At 66.1% G+C, this 18783-nt stretch carries 21 protein-coding genes and 1 tRNA gene; 13 read left to right on the top strand and 9 right to left on the bottom strand.

The genetic code is table 11. The features are described from left to right. Positions 1 to 177: 177 nt before the first annotated feature. The 5 genes from U1839_RS02825 to U1839_RS02845 form a co-directional block, all read right to left on the bottom strand. Positions 178 to 262: transfer RNA gene (locus U1839_RS02825), tRNA-Leu, on the bottom strand. A 61-nt stretch (positions 263 to 323) separates the two neighbouring features. Beyond that, on the bottom strand, positions 324 to 1610 hold the full coding sequence (locus tag U1839_RS02830; protein WP_332802162.1) for a site-specific integrase: 1287 nt from the start codon (positions 1608 to 1610) through the stop codon (positions 324 to 326). Positions 1611 to 1919: 309 nt separating this feature from the next. Beyond that, entirely contained in the window at positions 1920 to 2462 is a 543-nt protein-coding gene (locus U1839_RS02835; protein ID WP_332802163.1) for a DUF805 domain-containing protein, read from the bottom strand. A gap of 77 nt (positions 2463 to 2539) precedes the next feature. Then, positions 2540 to 4048: a YifB family Mg chelatase-like AAA ATPase gene (locus U1839_RS02840; protein WP_332802164.1), complete on the bottom strand. Its 1509-nt coding sequence runs from the start codon at positions 4046 to 4048 to the stop codon at positions 2540 to 2542. Between the two features lie 56 nt (positions 4049 to 4104). Continuing rightward, positions 4105 to 4599 carry a GNAT family N-acetyltransferase gene (locus tag U1839_RS02845; protein WP_332802165.1) on the bottom strand — a complete coding sequence of 165 codons (495 nt, stop codon included), beginning with the start codon at positions 4597 to 4599 and terminating at the stop codon, positions 4105 to 4107. 157 nt (positions 4600 to 4756) lie between these two features. Here U1839_RS02845 and U1839_RS02850 point away from each other — a divergent pair, with 157 nt between their 5' ends. The 11 genes from U1839_RS02850 to U1839_RS02900 all read left to right on the top strand — a co-directional run bounded on the left by U1839_RS02850 (position 4757) and on the right by U1839_RS02900 (position 12174). Then, positions 4757 to 5065, top strand: a complete 309-nt coding sequence (locus tag U1839_RS02850) for a hypothetical protein (protein ID WP_332802166.1) — start codon at positions 4757 to 4759, stop codon at positions 5063 to 5065. 87 nt (positions 5066 to 5152) lie between these two features. Next, complete coding sequence (gene rpmH / locus U1839_RS02855; protein WP_010162954.1) at positions 5153 to 5287, top strand: 50S ribosomal protein L34; 135 nt, start codon at positions 5153 to 5155, stop codon at positions 5285 to 5287. A 5-nt stretch (positions 5288 to 5292) separates the two neighbouring features. After that, positions 5293 to 5634, top strand: a complete 342-nt coding sequence (rnpA, locus tag U1839_RS02860) for a ribonuclease P protein component (RefSeq protein ID WP_332802357.1) — start codon at positions 5293 to 5295, stop codon at positions 5632 to 5634. Between the two features lie 3 nt (positions 5635 to 5637). Then, positions 5638 to 5850 carry a membrane protein insertion efficiency factor YidD gene (yidD, locus tag U1839_RS02865; RefSeq protein WP_281128864.1) on the top strand — a complete coding sequence of 71 codons (213 nt, stop codon included), beginning with the start codon at positions 5638 to 5640 and terminating at the stop codon, positions 5848 to 5850. A gap of 33 nt (positions 5851 to 5883) precedes the next feature. Then, the gene (gene yidC, locus U1839_RS02870; RefSeq protein WP_332802167.1) at positions 5884 to 7629 is read left to right on the top strand and encodes a membrane protein insertase YidC; all 1746 of its coding nucleotides are present in this window, start codon (positions 5884 to 5886) and stop codon (positions 7627 to 7629) included. An 88-nt stretch (positions 7630 to 7717) separates the two neighbouring features. Continuing rightward, positions 7718 to 8350, top strand: a complete 633-nt coding sequence (gene yihA / locus U1839_RS02875) for a ribosome biogenesis GTP-binding protein YihA/YsxC (RefSeq protein WP_332802168.1) — start codon at positions 7718 to 7720, stop codon at positions 8348 to 8350. Between the two features lies 1 nt (position 8351). After that, positions 8352 to 8810: a GNAT family N-acetyltransferase gene (locus U1839_RS02880; protein WP_332802169.1), complete on the top strand. Its 459-nt coding sequence runs from the start codon at positions 8352 to 8354 to the stop codon at positions 8808 to 8810. 57 nt (positions 8811 to 8867) lie between these two features. Then, on the top strand, positions 8868 to 9143 hold the full coding sequence (locus tag U1839_RS02885) for a hypothetical protein (RefSeq protein ID WP_332802170.1): 276 nt from the start codon (positions 8868 to 8870) through the stop codon (positions 9141 to 9143). A gap of 42 nt (positions 9144 to 9185) precedes the next feature. Beyond that, positions 9186 to 10325: an acyltransferase family protein gene (locus U1839_RS02890; RefSeq protein WP_332802171.1), complete on the top strand. Its 1140-nt coding sequence runs from the start codon at positions 9186 to 9188 to the stop codon at positions 10323 to 10325. Between the two features lie 24 nt (positions 10326 to 10349). Beyond that, positions 10350 to 11018, top strand: a complete 669-nt coding sequence (locus U1839_RS02895; protein ID WP_332802172.1) for a glutathione S-transferase family protein — start codon at positions 10350 to 10352, stop codon at positions 11016 to 11018. A gap of 7 nt (positions 11019 to 11025) precedes the next feature. Next, entirely contained in the window at positions 11026 to 12174 is a 1149-nt protein-coding gene (locus U1839_RS02900; protein ID WP_332802173.1) for an aminotransferase class I/II-fold pyridoxal phosphate-dependent enzyme, read from the top strand. A gap of 32 nt (positions 12175 to 12206) precedes the next feature. On the opposite strand, the gene U1839_RS02905 is transcribed toward U1839_RS02900, so the two are convergent. The 3 genes from U1839_RS02905 to U1839_RS02915 form a co-directional block, all read right to left on the bottom strand. Continuing rightward, on the bottom strand, positions 12207 to 14597 hold the full coding sequence (locus tag U1839_RS02905; protein WP_332802174.1) for a PAS domain S-box protein: 2391 nt from the start codon (positions 14595 to 14597) through the stop codon (positions 12207 to 12209). Between the two features lie 71 nt (positions 14598 to 14668). Then, positions 14669 to 15031, bottom strand: a complete 363-nt coding sequence (locus tag U1839_RS02910; RefSeq protein WP_332802175.1) for a response regulator — start codon at positions 15029 to 15031, stop codon at positions 14669 to 14671. Positions 15032 to 15152: 121 nt separating this feature from the next. Continuing rightward, entirely contained in the window at positions 15153 to 15617 is a 465-nt protein-coding gene (locus U1839_RS02915; protein WP_332802176.1) for a cupin domain-containing protein, read from the bottom strand. Positions 15618 to 15628: 11 nt separating this feature from the next. Here U1839_RS02915 and dapE point away from each other — a divergent pair, with 11 nt between their 5' ends. Continuing rightward, positions 15629 to 16768, top strand: coding sequence for a succinyl-diaminopimelate desuccinylase (gene dapE, locus U1839_RS02920; RefSeq protein WP_332802177.1), 1140 nt, complete (start codon positions 15629 to 15631; stop codon positions 16766 to 16768). Between the two features lie 15 nt (positions 16769 to 16783). Here dapE and U1839_RS02925 read toward each other — a convergent pair whose 3' ends face one another. Further along, complete coding sequence (locus U1839_RS02925; RefSeq protein WP_332802178.1) at positions 16784 to 17341, bottom strand: hypothetical protein; 558 nt, start codon at positions 17339 to 17341, stop codon at positions 16784 to 16786. A 266-nt stretch (positions 17342 to 17607) separates the two neighbouring features. Between U1839_RS02925 and U1839_RS02930 the strand changes: the two genes are divergently transcribed. Continuing rightward, on the top strand, positions 17608 to 18765 hold the full coding sequence (locus tag U1839_RS02930; RefSeq protein WP_332802179.1) for an SET domain-containing protein-lysine N-methyltransferase: 1158 nt from the start codon (positions 17608 to 17610) through the stop codon (positions 18763 to 18765). Positions 18766 to 18783 lie beyond the last annotated feature (18 nt).

The following is an 18783-nucleotide window of genomic DNA, read 5'->3' on the forward strand; positions in this document are numbered from 1 at the left end:
CGCGGGGTCAATTTGTGGCGATGGCTGCATCCCGGATGGGCTGTAAAGTGCCAGCATGACAATGCCGTTCGATTGTCATTTCGCGCAGCGGAGCGCGGGACGTGCGACCCCAGGCGATCCGCTGATGCAGGCTCCTGTCCCCCGTGCGGTGGACTTTACAGAGCCTGCTATCTTGGATGGTGCGGGCGGTGGGAATCGAACCCACACTCCTTGCGGAACGGGATTTTGAATCCCGCGCGTCTACCAATTCCACCACGCCCGCGTTGCGAGACGCCTATAGCGCCGCCATCAAAACACGCAACGGCAAACATCAGCTACTTGGCTTATGTTGTTGGCATCGCGGCCTTCTTTCGGGCGGCGACTTTCGGGGGTTTAGCCTTGCGAACATTGACGGCAGATGCGTCGATGTTGTTCTTCAAATGCCGCCCGTAAAACTTCTCGATCATCTCGACACTGGTGCGGCAGTTCTTAGCGACCTGATAAATGTCCGCCCCTTCGAGCAATCGTAGACAGATATAGGTATGCCGAAGGCTGTAGCAGGTGCGGATGTGGCCATCGCGGTCGAACTTCAGATTCAGCTCGTCGAGGACGGTGTTCATCAACTCTCGTGGCGATTTCCCGAAGATGCGATCGGTCGGTTTGAGCTGCTTGCGCTTGCGAACGCGCTCGAAAGGATGGATCGCACCGGGCATCGACTTGCAGAAACCGACACCACGCTTGCCGCGCACCTCGATCTCCAGGATGCGCTCGCCGGTCGATTCGTCGTTCACGATCTTGACGTCCCGCAGCTCAAGCCGTGCGGACTCATCGGGCCGCAGCCCGGTGTTGCCCATGAACAGAACATAATCGTGGAAGGTCTCGCAGACTTCACGCCAGCGCGGCTTGGGCGGGTTTTTGGCCCGCTCGCGCGTGGCCTCATAAAGCATCTTGTATTCCTCGGGCGAGAACCAGGCGCGATGCTCGACCTTGCCGGACGTCTTGTAGGGCGCCGACATGTCGGGCAGCGCCGCGATCCAGCCCTTGCGATTGGCGGTCTTCAGCACCTGCCGGAGCGTCACGATCTCGTGGTGCAAGGTCGCGCGGGCAGGCTTCTTCGGCTTGCCGGTTTTCGGGTCTATGCGGGATGTCTGGCGATGCGCCCGATACTCCTGCACCTTGCCCGCCGTGATGTCCTCAAGGGCCGTTTCGCCAAAGAACGGCAAGAGGTGGACGCGCACGATGTCGGCCTTCGATTTCACATATCCGGCATTGCGTTCGCCCAGCGTGATGACCTCGAACTCGCTGGTAAACGCTTTGGCGGCATCCTCGAAGCTGGGGCCGGTTGGCGTTCGCCGACGCCGACCATCGATCGGCGCGCCGGTATCGGCGATTAGAGGCTGGACAGGGCTGCCCAGCAAAGGAACGCCACCGCGTCGGCGCTGGCGATCTTCGACGCACCGCTCCATATACCAGTCGCGCGCGAAATCCTTGGCGGCGGCAAGGCTGGCCTCCTTGGTCGTCTGCCGGTAGTTACGGCTGCCAAGATAGGTCGAGCATTGCCAGTAGCGGCTGTTCTCACGCCGATAGACATGCAGCGCCCCATCCATCAGCAGATGGCTTTCTGTCGGCATTGCGAGAACTCCAAAGTGTGTAAGACATGTGTAAGTCTTTTTGGAGGTCTCGTCCTTGCTCAAACCATTGGTTTTACGGGGTTTTTGGCTTACTTTTTTAGGCTAAACGCAATTTTGAGTCCGGCGCGTCTACCAATTCCACCACGCCCGCGTGCCGACCAGAGGGTTAAATGCCCCCCAATCGAAGAAGCGCCGGGCTATAAGCGAGCGCCGGACAGATTTCCAGACGAGAATTGGCTCCCCGGAGGCGCGCCTTGCGGTGCCCATCGTGACGTGAATGGACGGTATGTGCCACGGTCGAACGCGGCATCAGTCGAACACCCCGGCCAGGTCGTCCGCCGTCTCCGGCGCTCGGGGATCGATGCCGTAACGATTCACGCCGCGTGTCCCGTCGAGGCAATAGAAGACGATCAAGGTGACGGCTCCCCCCAGGATCAATAGCGCAAAAAACCACGCAAAGAGGAGCATGGTAAAACTGCCCGACAGGCCGCCGATCGCCAGCGAGGCGAAGGAAAGGCCCCATGGCGCGACCGGCAAGAAGATCCACCAGCCAGAGCGATTGCTGTCATGCAGCCGACGTACCTGGACCGCGAGATGCGGCACCAGGATCATCAGCCAAAACATCCAGGTCAACAGACCGGCACTCCAGAAAAGCTGAAAAACAAACGTCAACACCGCGGCGCCGGACAGCTCGGGGCTGCGCGGGCGCGCGCCGAGACCCAGTAAGTCATCGAGCACGACCATCACGATCGTGACGAGCAGCAGAAACAACATCCACATCCAGAACTCGATGGCCTGCGATCGCCCGCGAAAGTCGGCGTAGCGGCGCAACGGCATGATCATCCAGCCCATCGGATTCCCCCTCGTCACCGTCCGCCCCAGGACCGCGCGCCGGCATCATGGCGAGGGCGCGCGCGCCTCGCAACCCGTCAGCTGCGCGGCGCCTGCCGCCGATAGCTCAGCGCCTCGGCGATGTGGATGCGCCCTACCCCGCCGCTCCCGGCGAGATCGGCGATGGTGCGCGCGACGCGCAGGATGCGGGTGTAACCGCGCGCCGACAGCCGCATCGCCTCCGATGCCTGGGCGAGCAAGGTTCGGCCAGGCTGGTCGGGCGTGGCGACGGCTTCGAGCAAAGTCCCGTCGACCTCGGCATTGGTGCGGATCGGGTGATCGGCGTAGCGCGCGGCCTGGACGGCGCGGGCGGCCGCGACGCGCGCGGCGACCTGTGCCGACCCTTCGGCCGGCGGCGGCAGGACGAGATCGGCGGCGCTGAGCGCGGCGACCTCGACATGCAGGTCGATGCGATCGAGCAGCGGGCCGGATATCTTGGCCTGATAATCTGCGGCGCAGCGCGGCGCGCGCGAACAGGCCAAGGCCGCATCGCCGAGATGGCCGCATTTGCACGGGTTCATCGCCGCGACGAGCTGGATGCGGCTGGGAAAGGTGACGTGCGCATTGGCGCGGGCGATGCTGACCGTGCCAGTTTCGAGCGGCTGGCGCAGCGAATCGAGCACCGCGCGCTGGAATTCGGGCAGCTCGTCGAGGAACAGCACGCCGAGATGCGCGAGGCTGACCTCGCCCGGACGCACGCGCAGCCCGCCGCCGACCAGCGCCGCCATCGACGCCGAATGATGCGGCGCGCGGAACGGCCGGGTGCGCGTCAGCCGCCCGCCAACCAGCGTGCCCGCGACGCTCGCCACCATCGACACCTCGAGCGCCTCGGCAGCGTCGAGCGGCGGGAGGATGCCCGGCAGACACGCCGCCATCAGCGACTTGCCCGCGCCCGGCGGGCCGACCATGATGAGGTTGTGGCCGCCAGCGGCGGCGATCTCCAGCGCGCGCTTCGCGGTTTCCTGGCCTTTGACCTGGGCAAGATCGGGGCCGATGACGGCGTCGTCCGCCTCGCCTGGCTGCGGCGCGCCAAGCAGGCCGTGCCCCTTCAAATGGTTGAGCAGCGACAGGATGTCGGGCGCGGCGACGATCTGGATCGACCCGGCCCAGGCGGCCTCGGCGCCCTGCGCCGCCGGGCAGACCAGCCCCTTGCCGATCGCCGAGGCGTGCAGCGCGGCGAGCAGCACGCCGGGCGACGGCGCGATCCGCGCGTCGAGGCCGAGTTCGCCGACGACGACGAAATCGGCCAGCGCCTCGGCATCGACCACGCCCATGGCGGCGAGCAGGCCGATGGCGATCGGCAGGTCGAAATGCGTGCCTTCCTTGGGCAGATCGGCCGGCGAGAGGTTGACGACGATGCGTTTGGGCGGAAGCGCGAGCCCCAATGCGGCGATCGCGCCGCGCACGCGCTCGCGGCTTTCGGCGACCGCCTTGTCGGCGAGACCAACGACGTTGAACGCCGGGAGGCCAGCGATGAGTTGCACCTGCACCTCGACCGCCCGCGCCTCGAGCCCGAGATACGCCACCGTCGATACGCTCGCGACCATTTACCTGCCCCCCGGAAGTGACGGTGAACATAGCGGGAATCTGCGGCAGGGGAAGTTCAAGCCCGGCGCGATTTCTCCCAGCGCCAGACGAGACCGTCTTCGGGGTCCAGCACCTCGCCGACATGGCTGAAACCGTGCCGCGCGAGCACCGCGTTCGAGGCATTGGGGAGCGGCAGGGTATGGGCGACGACCAGCGCTACCTCGCGCCACGCATGGGCGACCAGTGCCGCGATGGTGCGCGTGGCGTAACCATGGCCTTCATAGCGGGGAAAGGTGAGGTAGCCGATCTCAACCGCACCGTTCGCGGGCGGTGCCTTGAAGCCCGACAGCCCGACCATGCGCTCGCCGGCAGTGTCTACACTCCAGAAGGAACCCCAGCGTGCGGGCCGGGATATCGTCGCGAACTGCGCCATCACGTCGCGCAGCATGCCGACCCCCGCGTCGCGATCAGCGAAGCCATGTTCGATGCCCGCGATCAGGCGCGGCGACAGCCGGTCGATATCGGCCATGGTGGCGGGCACGAGAAGGACGGGGGTGCGTACGTGCGGCATGGATATCCCGGGGACCTCGCCAATCGGACCAAGAAATGGGGGCGGCACCCCGAGGCTGCAGGCTATGTCGCGCTCATTCCCCGGTCAACGCGAGAGCTTCATCGAACATCGTCGAGACCGTCTTGTCAATCCAACACACCACTCCCACATCGCGATGATGGAGATCGAACGCCGCCACCCTGCCCTGCGCGTCGCCCAGCTCGTACTCGGCGTGATCCTGATCCTTTGCGCCGGTATCGTCGGGCCGATCCCCGGCCCCGGCGGGATTTTCTTCTTTGCCGGGGGTATGATCCTGATCCTGCGCAACTCGCGCTGGGCGCGGCGCCAGTTCGCGCGGTGGAAGCGGCGCTGGCCCAAGACCGGCCATGTCGTCGACCTGTCGATGCGGCGCGGCAGCGCGGTACGGCGGCGCGCACGCAGCAAGGCCGAGCTCGCCGCCGACACGGCAAGCGAGTCCGCGAATTGACTTTCGCGGGAGGCGCGCTTATGCGCCAGCCCAACGAGGCCGTCCTTTGGGCGGCCCTTTTCCATTCTGACGACCAGGTGATGAGCGATGAAGCGGACCTTTCAACCGAGCAACCTCGTGCGTGCACGCCGCCACGGCTTTCGCTCGCGCATGGCGACGCCGGGCGGCCGCAACGTGATCCGCGCCCGCCGCAACCGCGGCCGCAAGAAGCTGTCGGCCTGAACACGCTGACGCGCCGCGCGGATTTCCTCGCGGCGAATAGCGGAAAGCGTGCACCGATGCCGGGCTTCGTCCTGCTGGTGCGCGACCGGGAAGACGGCGATCCGATGATGCGGATCGGCTATACGGTGACCAAGAAGATCGGCGGCGCGGTGGTACGCAACCGCATGAAGCGCCGCCTTCGTGCGCTGGCGCGAGAATTGCTGCCCGAATCGGGCGTGCGCGGTGCCGACCATGTCCTGATCGGCCGCGCCGGCGGGATCGAACGCGATTTCGCGACGCTGCGCGGTGAACTGGCCAAGGCGCTCGGCAAGATCGCGCGGCCGGCGCGCGACCGGGCCCAGCCCTGATCGATGCTGACCCGGCTGCTCATCGCGCTGGTCCGCTTCTGGCAGATCGGCCCATCGGTCGTGCTGCCGCCTTCGTGCCGTTACGACCCGACGTGTTCGCGCTATGCAATCGAGGCGCTTCGCCGCTATGGCGCGCTCAAGGGCGGGTGGCTGGCGGCCAGACGAATCGCGCGGTGCCATCCCTGGGGCGGACATGGTTATGACCCCGTCCCGTGACATTGCGCGCCTAAGCCAAACAGGAATTTCCAGGTGAACGAAGAACAGAGGAACTGGGTGCTGTTCGCGGTGCTCGCCGCGCTGGTGCTGATTGGCGGCCAATTTCTCACCGCGCGGTTCTTTCCCACAGCCAACCCGCCGGTGACGCAGGTCGCGGGCGGCAAGACCACACCCGTGTCGAGCGCACCGGTTACGACGCCGGCCAAGGCGCGCGACCGCAACAAGGTGCTGGCCGAGACGCCGCGCGTGAAGATCGTCACGCCGTCGCTCAACGGCTCGATCAACCTGAAGGGCGCGCGGATCGACGATCTCTTGCTGCCGACCTACAAGGAAACCATCGCCAAGGATTCGGCACCGGTCCGGCTGTTCTCGCCGTCGGGCACCGACAACGCCTATTTCGCCAATTTCGGCTGGACCGGCGATGGCGTCGCGGTGCCCGGCCCCGACACGGTGTTCACCGCCAGCGCGCCGGTGCTGGCGCCGGGCAAGCCGGTGACGCTGAGCTGGACCAACGCCAGCAACCAGCGTTTCGACATCACCATCGCGGTCGATGCCAAGTTCATGTTCACGGTGACGCAGCAGGTCAGCAATGCCGGCGCCGCGCCGATCTCGGTCAAGCCCTATGCGCTGGTCTCGCGCCACGGCCCGGGCACCGATCTCGACACTTGGACCAACCATGTCGGCCCGATCGGCGTGTTCGGCAACGGTGCCGAATATGACATCACCTACAAGAATCTCGACGGGCAGGAGCCGGGCTTTTTCGTCAAGCTGTTCGGCAACAGCGGCAAGCCGGGCGAGAATCATTTCGACGCGACCGGCGGCTGGGCCGGCTTCGGCGACAAATATTGGCTCGCAGCGCTGATCCCCGACCAGAAGGCGGCAGTCCATCTCGGTTTCGCGGCTGCCGCAGACAGCCAGTATCAGGCCGATGTGACGCGCGCGCCCATCGTCGTCGCGCCGGGCAAGGCGATTGCCGTGACGACCCGCCTGTTCAGCGGCGCCAAGGAAGTCGCGACGCTCAACGCCTATACCGACGACGCCAAGACCGGCATTGCGCATTTCGACAATGCGATCGACTGGGGCTGGTTCCGCATCGTCGAAAAGCCGATCTTCACCTATCTCGACTGGCTGTTCCGCCTGGTCGGCAATTTCGGCGTCGCGATCATCCTGTTGACGATCACGATCCGCGCGCTGATCTTCCCGATCGCGCAGCGCCAGTTCGCCTCGATGGCGGCGATGAAGGCGATCCAGCCCAAGATGAAGGCGCTGCAGGAGCGCTACAAGGACGACAAGGCACGCCAGCAGCAGGAAGTGATGGCGCTGTACAAGGCGGAAGGCGTCAACCCGCTCGCCGGCTGCCTGCCGACCTTCCTGCAGATCCCGATCATGTATTCGCTCTACAAGGTCCTGCTGCTGACGATCGAAATGCGTCACCAGCCGTTCGTGCTGTGGATCAAGGATCTGTCAGCGCCCGACCCGCTGACGCCGCTCAACCTGTTCGGCGTGCTGCAGTTCCACCCGCCGACGATGATCGCGATCGGCGTGATCCCGATCCTGCTCGGCGTGTCGATGTACTTCCAGTTCAAGCTCAACCCGGCGCCGATGGACGAGGCGCAGAAGCAGGTCTTCGCGATCATGCCCTGGGTGCTGATGTTCGTGATGGCGGGGTTCGCGGTCGGCCTGCAGGTTTACTGGATCACCTCGAACTGCATCACCATCCTGCAGCAGCGGCTGCTCTATGCGCGGCATCCGGGTCTGAAGACGGCGGTGGTGAAGTGATTGTCGCCTTCATTCCTCCCCATGCCTGCATGGGGAGGGGGACCATCACTTCGTGGTCCCCCTCCCCATCTGCGATGGGGAGGATTTGATGTTTACGGACGAAGCCCTCGAATCCGCCCGCAAGACCTTTGCCGGGCCGATCGCGTTCCTGAAATCGGCGCCGACGCTAGAATTCCTGCCCGATCCCGACGTGCCCGAGGTTGCCTTTGCCGGGCGGTCCAATGTCGGCAAGTCGTCGCTGCTCAACGCGCTGACCGGGCGCAACACGCTGGCGCGCACCTCGAACACGCCGGGGCGCACGCAGGAACTGAACTTCTTCGACGTCGGCGAACCGCTGCTGATGCGGCTGGTCGACATGCCGGGCTATGGCTTTGCCAAGGCGCCGCCGGCGGTGGTCAAGAAGTGGCGGTTCCTGATCAACGACTTCCTGCGCGGGCGGCAGGTGCTCAAGCGCGCGCTGGTGCTGATCGACGCGCGGCACGGCATCAAGGATGTCGACCGCGACATTCTCGAAATGCTCGACAAGGCGGCGGTGAGTTATCGCGTGGTGCTGACCAAGGCCGACAAGATCAAGGCGACCGACCTTGCCGAGGTGACGCAGCGCACGATCGACGAGGCGCGCAAGCGCAGCGCCGCGCACCCGGAGATCCTCGTCACGTCAAGCGAGACGGGACTCGGCATCGCCGAACTGCGCGCGGCCGTGCTCGAGACGCTGGGCTGACATGACCGGACCGTCGGTCCGTCCGGTTGTTCGCGCGGATTACGAGCAATGGTTGCCGCTATGGAATGGCTATAACGAATTTTACGGCCGCAGCGGCGCGACCGCGCTCGATCCGGCGATCACCGCCTCCACCTGGGCGCGCTTCTTCGACGAGGCCGAGCCGGTCCATGCGCTGGTCGCGGAGCAGGACGGCGCACTGGTCGGGCTGACCCATTATCTGTTCCACCGCAGCACCACGGCGATCGCACCAACCTGTTACCTGCAGGACCTGTTCACCAGCGCGGCGGTGCGTGGCCGCGGCGTCGGGCGGGCGCTGATCGAGGCGGTCTATGACCGCGCCCAGGCGGCCGGTGCGCCCCGCGTCTATTGGCAGACGCACGAAACCAACGCGACCGCGATGCGGCTCTACGATCAGGTCGCCGAGCGCTCGGGGTTCCTCGTTTACGGCAAGCGTTTTTGATCCGGCCGGAACGGTCCTGACGATCGGTGCGTTAAGCGCAGAACGGGAGAACGGGACATGGCAGGTGTGAACCGGCCGGCGATCATCATCGCCGGCATCGCGGGATTGTGCGTGAGCGTGGCGACCGGGGTTGGTTTGGGGAGTTACACGGCCAGCGGAATGAACCCGCTTTATGGCCGGGCCGGTATCGTATCGGCCTATGCTGACGCCGAGGCACCGCTCATTGTCGACGGTGCCGGCGAGCACGTCAGATCCAATGACCAGTTCAGTGAAACCGTCGCGCGCAGCCTGACCGGCGGTGGTTTTGGCGATCGGCCCAACGACCCGTCCTGATCCGCAATTGCCGGGGCACCGCGCGGCGGTTATCCCCTGCGCATGGCCTCCGCCCCGCCGCCCCGCCTGACCGGGCTCGATCTGTTTCGCGGCACCGCTGTGGCGGGCATGATCATCGTCAACACGCCGGGCTCCGGGCACTATGTCTGGTGGCCGCTCGACCATGCCGCGTGGAATGGTTTCACCCCGACCGACCTCGTCTTCCCTGCCTTTCTCTTCGCGGTCGGCGTCGCGCTGGCACTGTCCTTCCCGCGGCGCGTCGATGCGACGCTGTGGTGGCGCGTCGCGCGGCGCACGGCGAGCCTGATCGCTTTGGGCTGGGCGTGGCAGATGCTGGCGCGGCCGGGCCTTGCGACCTTCCGGCTGATGGGCGTGCTGCCGCGGATCGGGCTTTGCTATGGCATGGTTGCCGTCTTCGTCATGCTGACCGCGCGACGTGACGCGGACGGGCGCGCGCGGCTCGACGCCCGGCTGATCGGCGGCGCGGCTGTCGCGATCCTCGCCGGTTATGCCGCGCTGATGCTGTTGGTGGCGGTGCCCGGCCATGGTGCGGGCCAGTTGACCCCCGACGGCAATCTCGCCGGCTATGTCGACCGGATGCTGCTGACCCCGGCGCATATGTGGCGGTTCGGCACCGGCGCCGGCGGCACGGTGGTTTACGATCCCGAAGGGCTGCTCTCGACCCTGCCCGCGCTCGCCAATATACTGTTCGGGATGCTCGCCGCGATCGCGTGGCAGCGCGCCCCGGCGCGCGCGGTGGCGTGGATCGCGATCGGCGGGGTCGTGCTGGTCGCCGCGGGGCTGCTGCTCGATCCCGTCTTCCCGATCAACAAGCGGCTGTGGAGCAGCAGCTATGCGCTGTTCTCGTCGGGGCTGTCCGCATTGCTGCTGGCGCTGACGATGCTGGCAAGCAGGCGCGCCTTCATGAACCGCCTGTTCGCGCCGCTCTACCTGCTGGGGATGAACGCGATCCTCGGTTATATGGTGTCGCTGCTGCTCGGGCTGGCCGGGATGCGGCTCTACCTGGGCGCCACGACGCTCGGCGCGCACGCCTTTGCCGCGATGCAGGCGGTGGCGCCCGATCCGTACCTCGCCTCGTTCCTCTGCTCGCTCGCCGTGCTCGCGCTGGTGATCGGGCTGCTCGTGCCGCTGCACCGGCGCGGAATCCATTTGCGGCTTTGACCGTCTCCTCGCTAAGCGCAGCGCATGCTCAAACTCATCATCGGTAACAAGGCCTATAGCAGCTGGTCGCTGCGCGGCTGGCTCGCGGCGAAGCAATCGGGATTGCCGTTCGAGGAAATGGTCGTCCCGCTTTACGATGCCGAGTGGGACAGGCGCCGCGCCGGCGACGAGTTCGCCCCCTCGTCCGGCAAGGTGCCGATCCTGTGGGACGGCGATGTCGTGGTCTGGGACAGCCTGGCGATCGTCGAATATCTCAACGAGAAATCGGGCGGCACGCGCTTCTGGCCGGCCGACGACGCGGCGCGCGCGATGGCGCGCTCGATGGCGGCGGAGATGCATTCGGGTTTCGCCGCGCTGCGCCGCAAGCACAGCATGAACGTGCGCCAGGTCTTCCCGCCGAGCCGCCCCGATGACGATGTCGTCGCCGATCTCAGCCGGATCATGGAATTATGGGCGCAGGCGCGTGCGCGTTTCGGCGGCGAGGGGCAATTCCTGTTCGGCGATTTCGGCGCGGCCGACATCATGTACGCGCCGGTGATAACGCGCATCGTCACCTACAGCCTGCCGGTCGCGCGCTTCGCCACGGGCTACATGGACGCGGTGCTCCACCACCCCTTCATGCAGGACTGGATCGCCGCGGCGCAGGAAGAGGAGTGGGTGATCGAACAGTTCGAGAAGCCCGTTAGCGGTTGACGGCGCCATGACGGCCACGATCGATCCCTTTCACGCCATCGCGATCAGCCGCGCCGCGCACCGTCTTGGGGCGGAGGGGCGCTCGGTGATCCATATGGAGTTCGGCCAGCCCTCAACCGGGGCACCCGCCGCCGCCATCGCCACCGCGCACCGCATCCTCGACAACGACGGCATGGGTTATTGGGAGAGCCCCGCGCTCAAGGCGCGCATCGCCCGCAGCTATGCGGACAGCTATGGCGTCGCGGTCGACCCCGAACAGGTGATCCTGACCTGCGGCGCCTCGCCCGCCTTCGTGCTGGCCTTGTCGTGCCTGTTCGCACCGGGTGATCGCGTGGCCTTCGCGCGGCCAGGCTATGTCGCCTATCGCAATACGGTGAAGGCGCTGCACCTCGAGCCGGTCGAGATCGGCTGCGGCGAAGCCGAGCGGTACCAGATCACCGCCGCCGCGATCGAAGCGCTCGATCCCGCGCCGCACGGGTTGATCCTCGCCAGCCCGGCCAATCCGACCGGGACGATCATCGCGCCCGATGAGCTGGCGGCGATCGTGGCGGTGTGTCGCCGACGCGGCATCCGCATCATCTCGGACGAAATCTATCACGGGCTGAGTTATGTCGGCGCGGCGCGCTCGGTGCTGCAGGACGAGCCCGAGGCGCTGGTCGTCAACAGCTTCTCGAAATATTTCAGCATGGCCGGCTGGCGGCTGGGCTGGCTGATCGTGCCGCCAACGCTGATCGATGCAGCGCGGGCGCGGATGGGCAATCTGTTCCTCACCCCCCCATCGCTGGCGCAGCATGCCGGCCTCGTCGCGTTCGATTGCCGCGACGAGCTCGAGGGCCATGTCCAAGGCTATGCGCGCAATCGCGAGCTGATGCTGGCGGCGCTGCCCGCGCTCGGCCTGCGCCGCATCGCGCCGCCCGATGGGGCCTTCTACATCTATGCCGATATCGGGCATTTGACCGATGACAGCATGGATTTCTGCATGCGGTTGCTGCTCGACACCGGCGTGGCGACCGCGCCGGGAATCGATTTCGACCCTGTCGAGGGTCACCGCTTCATGCGCTTCAGCTTCGCGGTATCGACCGACCGGGTCGAGGAAGCGCTGCGGCGGATGACGCCGTGGTTTGCGGCGCAGGCGGTGGCGGTGGCGGCAGCGTAGCACGGCCCCGTGCTAGCTACTGACAGGCTGAATCAGACCCGATCGAGATAGCAGGACAGCGACACGAGCAGCCCATCGACGACCGCGCGATTGCGATCGTCGCCGGCCTGTTCGATGCTCGCGCCGAAATCGGTGATCGCCTGGAAGCCGAACGCGCCGCCGGAACCGCGAAGATTGTGCCCCAGCGTGCTCACGCCCGGAAAATCGCCGCGTGCCAGCGCACCGCGCATCGCGGCGACATTGTCGCGGCAATTGTTCAGATAAGCGGGCGTCTGTTCGGCCAGCCGCATCGCCGAACGATCGCCGCCGGCCGGTACGCCGCGCTTCGCGCGCGCCGCCTTGGGCGTGGCGGCGGCGAAATCCCTGATCGCCTGGCGCAAAACATCCTGCTTGATCGGCTTGGTGAGATAGGCCGTGCATCCGGCGGCGAGGCAGGTTTCGCGGTCGCCCTTCAATGCCGAAGCGGTCAGCGCGATGATCGGGGTCGGCGGTCGGCCATGCGCCTTTTCCCAGGCGCGCAGCGTGCGCGTGGCGGTCAGCCCGTCCATCACCGGCATCTGGCGGTCCATCAGCACGAGATCATAATCGCCGGCGCGAAACATGTCGCAGGCGATCGCGCCGGTTTCGGCGATGTCGATGCGGTAGGGCGTGTCCTCGAGATAGGCCAAGGCGATGGTGCAATTGTCGGGCGAGTCCTCGGCCATCAGGATGCGCAGCGCCGGCAACGGCGCGTCGGGATCGGTCCCGATCGGGGCGCTTTCCGCCCGGGGGCCGGCGACCCATGTTTCGAACGGCACGGCGAAGCCGAAGTCGCTGCCCCTGTCGACCACGCTGGTGACCCAGATGCTGCCGCCCATCAGCTCGACCAGGCGCTTCGAGATCGTCAGGCCGAGGCCCGAGCCGCCGAAACGCCGCGTGGTGGAGGAATCCGCCTGGGTGAAGCGCTCGAACACACGCGCGAGTTTCTCTCCGGCAATCCCGATGCCGGTGTCCGACACGGTGAAGCGCAAGGCCGTCGGGACGGCATGATCGCCGTCGCGTTCCACCTTGAGCGCGACGCTGCCCTGCGCGGTGAACTTGATCGCGTTGCCGAGCAGGTTGAGCAGCACCTGGCGCAGCCGCGTCGGGTCGCCGACGAGATCGTTGCCGACATCGGGATCGATCGTGCAGCGCAGTTCCAGCCCCTTCTCGGCGGCGCGCGGCGCGACCATCTCGATGACCTTTTCGAGATGATCGCTGAGCGAAAAGCCGGTCCGCTCGAGGTCGAGCTGCGAGGCCTCGACCTTGGACAGATCGAGAATGTCGTTGATCAGGTTGAGCAGATTGTCGCCCGAGCGGCGGAATATCTGGACATATTTGTCCTGCTCGGGGGTCAGCGCGGTCTTCGCCAGCAGATCGGCAATGCCCATGATGGCGTTCATCGGGGTGCGGATTTCGTGGCTCATGCTGGCGAGGAAATCTGACTTGGTCCGGCTGGCGCTTTCCGCCGCCGCCTTGGCCTGTTGCAATTCCTCCTCGACGCGCTTGCGCTCGGTGACGTCGCGCGCCGCGGCGAACACGCCCTGCAGCGTGCGGCTGCGGTCGTAAAAGGTCGTCGCATTGTACGACACCACGGTCTGCTTGCCGTCGCGGGCGCGCGCGGTCAGCTCGTAATCGGTGACCGATTTCTCGCTCAGCACGCGCCGGATGCCGGCTTCAGCGCGGTCGGGGTCGGTGAAGCAATCCTTGAAGGGGGCGCCGATCAGCTCGTCGCGCGTACAGCCGGTCAGCGCCTCCATCTGCTTGTTGACGTCGGTGATGATGCCGGCGGGGTCGGTCGTCATCAGCGCGTCGATGTTCGATTCGATCAGCGAGCGGGTGTAGAATTGCTGGTCGCGCAGCCGCTGGTCGGATTTCTTCTGCTCCTCCTCGACCAGCTTGCGTGCGGTGTTGTCGGTGCCGATCAACAGATAGCCGATGATCAGCCCGGTCGCGTCGCGCAATGCGGTGACCGAGACCACCGCCGGCAGGCGCGAGCCGTCCTTGCGGACATAGGTCAGCTCATAAATGTCCTCGATGCCGCGCGATGCCTTGAACACCAGCGCCTCGAAGCCCGGCGTGATCGGCGTCGCCAGCTCGATGCTCAGCGCCTGCGCGCGCGCGATCAGTTCCTGCGGGTCAGAGATATCCGCTGGCGTGATCGTGTTCATCACTTCGGCCGCGGTGTAACCGAGCATGCGCTCGGCACCGACATTGAAGATCTGGATCACGCCCTTCGCATCGGTCGCGATGCTGGAAAAGTTGGCGCTGTTGAAGATCGCGCTCTGCAGTGCCCCGGCCTTGAGGATCGATTCCTCGGTCTGCCCCTGTGCCGTGGCGGGGAAGCTCTCGGAGAGCAGGGTGCCCAGCTCTGTCGTGGAAGTCGGAATCTGCTGTCCTGACACGATGGTCGGGCCCGGGAATGTATTGCAGGCTGGGCGCCGTGGTGAACCTGGAGTGGGGGAAGAGAGAGAGGCTATTGCAACATTTCGCCCATGCAGGTCGCGAGCTGAGCGGAGGAATAGGGCTTTTGGAGGAACCGGCCGCCGGCGACGAACTGGCCGGCCATTGCGGGCGTGAGCGTGCTTCCGGAGGTGTAGAGCACCGGCAGACCGGGGCGGATGCTGACCGCACGATCGGCAATCTCATATCCCCCCAGCGCCAGCGCGGCGAGGCGGATGTCGACGAAGAGCGCGTCGATCTTCGTCGCGGCGGAAAGATGGGCAAGCGCGGACGCAAGATCGAAGGCGAGCAAGGTGCCGTGCCCGAGATCGTCAATCGTCCACGCAGCGTGCTGGCGAATGAAGACCTCGTCCTCGACGACGAGAATCACGGCCATCAGGGCCGCGACTGAGGATGATGCTGCATCGTGAAAATTCCCCGCGTCGCGCAAAGCCTATGCGAGACGCGAGACCCAAACGCACAATCGCCACAATGGTTCCGCGCTAAACGGGCTGATGTCAGAATTCGCTGCCATCCTTGCGCACGAAGCTCCCGCCGCCCGGCAAATGCATGTCGATGTCGGGATAATGGCAATCGCTCTCGGCCTTGCCGGCCGTCGGCGCATTGCCACCGACCGCCACGAATACGCAATCTGCCGCGCCGCGGTTCTGCAACACATGGCCATTGCCGTCGCCCTTGGGAAAGCTCGCACAATCGCCGGCGCGCATCACATGCTCGCCGTCATTGTCGACCAGTACCGCCTCGCCCGACAGCAGCACGACGAATTCGTCCTCGCCTTCATGCCAGTGGCGCTGCGACGACCAGGCGCCGGGTTTGAGCGTCACGTGACTGACGCCGAAATCCGTCAGCCCGGCAGCCGGGGCGAGGCGGCGGTACCAGCGGCCCTGCACCTTGTCCGAATAGGGCGCGGGATAGCCGGTGCGGTTGGTCTGCGGGATTGTATCGAGATCGAGCTTGGGCAATGTCGCCTCCCATGAACAATGCCGCCCTATTGCCCGATGTCCTGGACCTGACCAAGGCGCTGATCGCCTGCGAAAGCGTCACCCCTGCGCGCGGGAGCGTGTTCGATGCGCTCGAAGCGACGCTGGTGCCGCTCGGTTTCGCGGTCGACCGCTTCGTCGCCGGCGAGGCGCCTGACGGCCCGGTCGAGAATCTGCTCGCGACGCGCAGCGGGGTCGGCACGCATCTCGCCTTTGCCGGCCATCTCGACGTCGTGCCGCCCGGCAGTGGCTGGACGAGCGGCGCCTTCGCGCCCGAGATTCGCGGCGGGCTACTCCACGGCCGCGGCGCGGTCGACATGAAGGGCGCGATCGCCGCCTTCGTCGCCGCCGTGGCGCGCGCGCCGATGCACGCGCCGCTCAGCCTGATCATCACCGGCGACGAGGAAGGGCCGGCGACCTTCGGCACCGTCGCGCTGATCGAGCGCATGGCGACTTTGGGGGTGAAGCCCGATCTTTGTCTGGTCGGCGAACCGACCTCGGCGCACCGGCTCGGCGACATGATCAAGATCGGACGGCGCGGCTCGGTCAATCTGTGGATCGAGGTGCCGGGGCGGCAGGGCCATGTCGCCTACCCGCACCTTGCCGACAATCCGATCCCCAGACTGGTCGCGGCGCTTGCCGAGATCCACGCCGTCGTGCTCGACACCGGCACCGACTGGTTCCAGCCCTCGCATATCGAGACGACCGACATCACCGTCGGCAATCCGGCGACCAACGTCATTCCGGCGCACGCCTCGGCGCGGCTGTCGATCCGCTTCAACGATCAGCAGCGTGGCGTCGATCTCGTTGCGCGCATCGAGGGGATCGTCGCGCGCCACGCGCCCGCCGCGCAGGTGATCGCGCGGATCTCGGGCGAAGCCTTTCTCACCGCCCCCGGCGCCTTCTCGACCTTGATCGGCGATGCGATCGAAGCAGCGCTGGGTCTGCGACCCGAGCTATCGACCACCGGCGGCACATCCGACGCGCGATTCCTGTCGAAGCTGTGTCCGGTGGTCGAGTTCGGGCTGGTCAATGCGACGATGCACAAGCTCGACGAGGCGGTCGCGATCGACGACCTGCACGCGCTGACCGGGATCTACGCCGATATCATCGCGCGCGTGGCGATGCTGTAGCCGCGACGCGTGCGCTCAGCGCCGCGTGCGGCCTTTCGCGCCGGCCCCACCGGCTGCGACCAGATCGGCGACGCGTCCCGCCTTCCCCTCCAGCGCACCGATCCACCGCACGACGACGCGGTGTCCCGGCGTCACGATCTCCATGGTGCGATAGGTCGCGCTATTGTCGGGCTCGGCCGGCAGGGTCGAGGCGGTGAGATAGAGCGCCTCGTCGGCGAGCAACGCATCGAGCGCTGCGCCATCAGCCTTCGACAAGCGCCGGAGCTTTTCCGGAACGACGCGGAGCTTGATTGCCTTCGCCGCCGGGCCGATCTCGCCCATCGTCCCGACCGTCCAGCTGCCATCGTCGTTGCGCGTGGCGATCGAGCTGTATTCCTCGCGAATTTCGCGGAGGGCGAGGCTGTGGAGATAGACCACCGTCGCGGCGGTGCGACCCGGAATGTGGTAGCGCGAGCGCAGGATGAACTGCTCCTTGGTCTCGGGCGCCATCACCGTCCCGGTCAGCTGCGCCAGGGCGGGGGCACCGGGCGCGATGCCCAGGACGAGAAGGATCGCGAACGCTATCTGTTTCATGGCCGCCATTCTGCTGAGGGTTGATCACGGTGGCAAGGCCCCGCGCGGTGGATGGTGCGGCGGCGGATTCAATGACTTCCACCACCTTTTGATATCGGCAGCGGAAGGATGTCAGACGAAGCGTTGAGAAAGCGTCGTAGCGCAAACTTCAGACTCCGACTCAAGTGATTCCAAAGACTCACATTTTGGCAACGACTCGCCGGAATCATTAGGCTTTTTCCGGGTATTTGTGGACGCGAGTCGCAGATTCCCGTATCGCTTTAACCATGATGGGGGCCTTTGCATCGATCGAACCCTGGTTCGTCGTCGCCGTGACGTGCAGCGTCGCGGCTTATGCGCTGTACCTCGTCGGGCTGCGGAGACAGCTGGTCCGCCCCAATCGCATCTCGTGGCTGATCTGGAGCGGCGCGACCGCGGCGGAAGCGGCGACCTATGCCGCGGTCAACCAGGGCGTGCTGCAAGGCTGGGTGTTCGGCATTTCGGCGATTGCCTGTATCGCCATCACGCTCGGCCTGTGGCGCGGGGCGGTGTGGGAGCGGCCCTCGACCGGCGAGACGGTATCGCTCGCCGCCTGCTTCGCGGCGCTTATCCTATGGGTGGCTTTCCGCCAGACCTATTGGGCGCACATGCTGCTCGTCATCGCGGTACCGATCAGCTTCTGGCCGACCTGGCAAAGCGTATGGGAAGACCGCACGCGCGAGCGCTCCCCGGCCTGGGGGCTGTGGACGGTCGGCGATCTCGCCACGTTGATCGTCACGACCCGCACGGGCGACCAGCATGTCGCCGAATATGCCTATGTGCTGGTCGAACTGCTGTGCCATGCCAGCGTGTGGTTCATGGTCGGGCTCGCGACGATCAACCCGCTGCGCTCGCTCGGTTTCCGCGACGGGCGTTTCTTCGTGCTCGATGCCTATGCCCCGGCGGCCAATCTCTTCTCGGTCGGCGAGACGCATCTCGGCAAGGCGGTCTATGCCGCACAGGGCTTTGCCGAGGGGGAGGAGATCATCCGCTTCACTGGCCGTCGCTTCCGCAGCGACCGCGTGCCGAGCCTGATGCGCGGGTCGAGCGACCGCTTCGTCCAGGTCACGCCCGAACATTATATGGGTCCCTCGGGGCGGATCGACGACCTCATCAACCACAGCTGCTCGCCCAATGCCGGGCTGCGCTTTGCCGAGAGCGGTCCGGTGCTCGTCGCGATCCGCGAGATCGCTGCCGGCGAGGAAATCGCGTGGGATTATTCGACCACGCTCAAGGAATCGAACTGGCACATGATCTGCCAGTGCCGCAGCCCCGAATGCCGCCGCGTGATCGGCAATTTCGCGACGCTGAGCCCCGAGCGCCAGGAATTCTTCCGCGCGCGCAATCTTGTCGCGCCTTATCTGCGGCGGCGCGATACCCCGGCCGAGCGCGACCGGGCGGCATAAGCGGAAATCCCCTCGCCC

It is taken from the genome of Parasphingomonas halimpatiens (assembly GCF_036663795.1).
Lineage (GTDB): Bacteria > Pseudomonadota > Alphaproteobacteria > Sphingomonadales > Sphingomonadaceae > Sphingomonas.

Bases quoted from the DNA above. Each gene is read 5' to 3' on its own strand.
- U1839_RS02830 (WP_332802162.1), bottom strand. From the start codon at position 1,610: ATGCCGACAGAAAGCCATCTGCTGATGGATGGGGCGCTGCATGTCTAT.
- U1839_RS02835 (WP_332802163.1), bottom strand. From the start codon at position 2,462: ATGGGCTGGATGATCATGCCGTTGCGCCGCTACGCCGACTTTCGCGGG.
- U1839_RS02840 (WP_332802164.1), bottom strand. From the start codon at position 4,048: ATGGTCGCGAGCGTATCGACGGTGGCGTATCTCGGGCTCGAGGCGCGG.
- U1839_RS02845 (WP_332802165.1), bottom strand. From the start codon at position 4,599: ATGCCGCACGTACGCACCCCCGTCCTTCTCGTGCCCGCCACCATGGCC.
- U1839_RS02850 (WP_332802166.1), top strand. From the start codon at position 4,757: ATGGAGATCGAACGCCGCCACCCTGCCCTGCGCGTCGCCCAGCTCGTA.
- rpmH (WP_010162954.1), top strand. From the start codon at position 5,153: ATGAAGCGGACCTTTCAACCGAGCAACCTCGTGCGTGCACGCCGCCAC.
- yidD (WP_281128864.1), top strand. From the start codon at position 5,638: ATGCTGACCCGGCTGCTCATCGCGCTGGTCCGCTTCTGGCAGATCGGC.
- yihA (WP_332802168.1), top strand. From the start codon at position 7,718: ATGTTTACGGACGAAGCCCTCGAATCCGCCCGCAAGACCTTTGCCGGG.
- U1839_RS02880 (WP_332802169.1), top strand. From the start codon at position 8,352: ATGACCGGACCGTCGGTCCGTCCGGTTGTTCGCGCGGATTACGAGCAA.
- U1839_RS02885 (WP_332802170.1), top strand. From the start codon at position 8,868: ATGGCAGGTGTGAACCGGCCGGCGATCATCATCGCCGGCATCGCGGGA.
- U1839_RS02890 (WP_332802171.1), top strand. From the start codon at position 9,186: ATGGCCTCCGCCCCGCCGCCCCGCCTGACCGGGCTCGATCTGTTTCGC.
- U1839_RS02895 (WP_332802172.1), top strand. From the start codon at position 10,350: ATGCTCAAACTCATCATCGGTAACAAGGCCTATAGCAGCTGGTCGCTG.
- U1839_RS02900 (WP_332802173.1), top strand. From the start codon at position 11,026: ATGACGGCCACGATCGATCCCTTTCACGCCATCGCGATCAGCCGCGCC.
- U1839_RS02910 (WP_332802175.1), bottom strand. From the start codon at position 15,031: ATGGCCGTGATTCTCGTCGTCGAGGACGAGGTCTTCATTCGCCAGCAC.
- dapE (WP_332802177.1), top strand. From the start codon at position 15,629: ATGAACAATGCCGCCCTATTGCCCGATGTCCTGGACCTGACCAAGGCG.
- U1839_RS02925 (WP_332802178.1), bottom strand. From the start codon at position 17,341: ATGAAACAGATAGCGTTCGCGATCCTTCTCGTCCTGGGCATCGCGCCC.
- U1839_RS02930 (WP_332802179.1), top strand. From the start codon at position 17,608: ATGATGGGGGCCTTTGCATCGATCGAACCCTGGTTCGTCGTCGCCGTG.